Here is a 1934-nt window from a genome sequence, read left to right as displayed (position 1 = left end):
AGCCGTGCCGGAGGCGCCCCGTCCTGTGGTGCCCGCCATCCCGGCGGAGCGGCAGGCACTGGAGATCCCCGGGCAAACGGCGCTGGAGCCGGAACGGGAAGAGCCCTGGCGGATCGCAGGGGAGGTGTTGCATACCTATATCGTCTGTGAGAGCGGCGACGGCGTGGTGTGGCTCATTGACAAGCACGCCGCCCATGAGCGGATCAACTTCGACCGCCTGATGGCGTCCCAGGAGCCGCCCATGCGGCAGACCCTGCTGACTCCTGTGGCAGTGGAGCCGGGCCGGGAGGAGGCGGCGCTGCTGCTGGAAAACCTGTCCCAGCTGGAGAAGCTGGGCTTTGCCTGCGAGGACTTCGGCGACGGCGCCATTTTGGTGCGGGAGGTGCCGGCGGACATCGACCCGGCGGACACCGCCGCCACGCTGGAGGAACTGGCGGAGGACCTGCGCACCGGCCGCAGCACCGACGAGCGGCGGGAGAATCTGCTGCACACCATGGCCTGCAAAGCCGCCATCAAGGGCGGCTGGACCAGTGATCCGGCGGAGCTGCGGGTGCTGGTGGACAAGGTGCAAAGCGGTGAGGTCCGCTTCTGCCCCCATGGCCGCCCGGTGGCGGTAAAGCTGACAAAGTACGAGCTGGAGAAAATGTTCAAGCGGGCGTGACGGGCCCCCGGGGAGGATCGACATGGCAAAAAAGCGGTTTGTCAAAACATACAGCCAGGGAACACTGGATGTGATCGAGGTCTTTGTGGACCGGGAGACCGGCGTCAATTATATCTTCCGTGCCTCGGGCAATGCCGGCGGGCTGACGCCGCTGCTGGACCGGGCGGGGAACCCTGTCATTACGCCGATACTGGATGAGGAGTGATGGAATGAAACTGTTGATCGTGGATTGCTGCATCAGCCAGCGGGGAGAGGATTCCCGGACCCGGCGTCTGCTGCGGGCCTATGCGGAGGCCTTTTGCCGCAGCCATCCGGACGCGGAAACGGAGACCGTCACGCCGGAGACGCTGCTCTCTCTCAAACCCTTTGACCCGGAAATGCTGGACGAGCGGGATGCCCTGGCGTCGGTGCAGGCCTGGGACGCGCCGGTCTATGACCTGGCCCGACAGTTCCGGGGCGCGGATGCCGTGGTGGTGGCGGCACCCTTCTGGGACCTGAGCTTCCCCGCGGCGCTGCGGACCTACATCGAGTATATCTCCGCCAACGGATTGACGTATCACTACGAATCCGACGGCTGCCACGGGGATTGTCGGGCATCGCAGCTGGTGTATCTCACCACCGGCGGCGACGTGGAGCGGGAGGACTCGCTGGGAATGCTGTACTGGCGGCAGCTGTGCGCCATGTTCGGCATCGGACGGTTTGAGTACGTCTTTGGCGGCGGGCTGGATCTGGACCCCGCCAAGACGGAAGAACTGGTGCGTTCCGCCTGCGAACTGGCTGCCCGGCTGGCCGCCGAGGAGTGCTGAGCATGGACAGCCGGAAACAGGAGACAGCGCCCCGGATCGTCTGTGTGGTGGGCCCCACCGCCTGCGGAAAGACCACCCTGGGGGTGCTGCTGGCCAAGCGATTTGACGGGGAGGTGGTCTCCGCCGACTCCATGCAGATCTACCGGGGCATGGTGATCGGTACCGCCGCCCCCACGGAAGAGGAGATGCAGGGCGTCCCCCACCACATGATCGGTGTGGCGGACCCCACGGAGCAGTGGTCTGCCGCCCGGTATGCTCAGGCGGCCATCCCCATCGTGGACGACATCCTCGCCCGGGGCAAGCTGCCCATTCTGGTGGGCGGCACGGGCCTTTGGATGGAGGCGGTGGTGCGGGGCCACGGGTTTGCCGGCGGCCACGCCGGCGGCGCCGTCCGCCGGGAATTGCAGGAGCGTCTGGAGCGCCAGGGCATCGCGCCGCTGCTGGAGGAGCTGCGGCAGGTGGACCCG

At 66.9% G+C, this 1934-nt stretch carries 3 protein-coding genes and 1 pseudogene; all 4 read left to right on the top strand.

Going from position 1 to position 1934, the window contains the following annotated elements; all coding sequences use genetic code 11:
• A pseudogene (locus QZL67_RS03875) lies at positions 1–661 on the top strand (DNA mismatch repair protein MutL); the annotation flags it as partial.
• Positions 662–683: 22 nt separating this feature from the next.
• Positions 684–866: a DUF6440 family protein gene (locus QZL67_RS03870; RefSeq protein WP_022289452.1), complete on the top strand. Its 183-nt coding sequence runs from the start codon at positions 684–686 to the stop codon at positions 864–866.
• A 4-nt stretch (positions 867–870) separates the two neighbouring features.
• Positions 871–1467, top strand: a complete 597-nt coding sequence (locus QZL67_RS03865) for an NAD(P)H-dependent oxidoreductase (protein WP_022289451.1) — start codon at positions 871–873, stop codon at positions 1465–1467.
• Between the two features lie 2 nt (positions 1468–1469).
• Positions 1470–1934, top strand: a 465-nt coding sequence (locus tag QZL67_RS03860; protein ID WP_292919815.1) for an isopentenyl transferase family protein, incomplete at its 3' end; no start/stop codon positions are given.

It is taken from the genome of Oscillibacter sp. CAG:155 (genome assembly GCA_000436875.1).
Taxonomy (GTDB): Bacteria; Bacillota; Clostridia; order Oscillospirales; family Oscillospiraceae; genus Oscillibacter.
The sequence above is the reverse complement of the archived record's forward strand: the minus strand, read 5'-3'. Positions and strand labels throughout refer to the sequence as shown.

Bases quoted from the DNA above. Each gene is read 5' to 3' on its own strand.
- QZL67_RS03870 (WP_022289452.1), top strand. From the start codon at position 684: ATGGCAAAAAAGCGGTTTGTCAAAACATACAGCCAGGGAACACTGGAT.
- QZL67_RS03865 (WP_022289451.1), top strand. From the start codon at position 871: ATGAAACTGTTGATCGTGGATTGCTGCATCAGCCAGCGGGGAGAGGAT.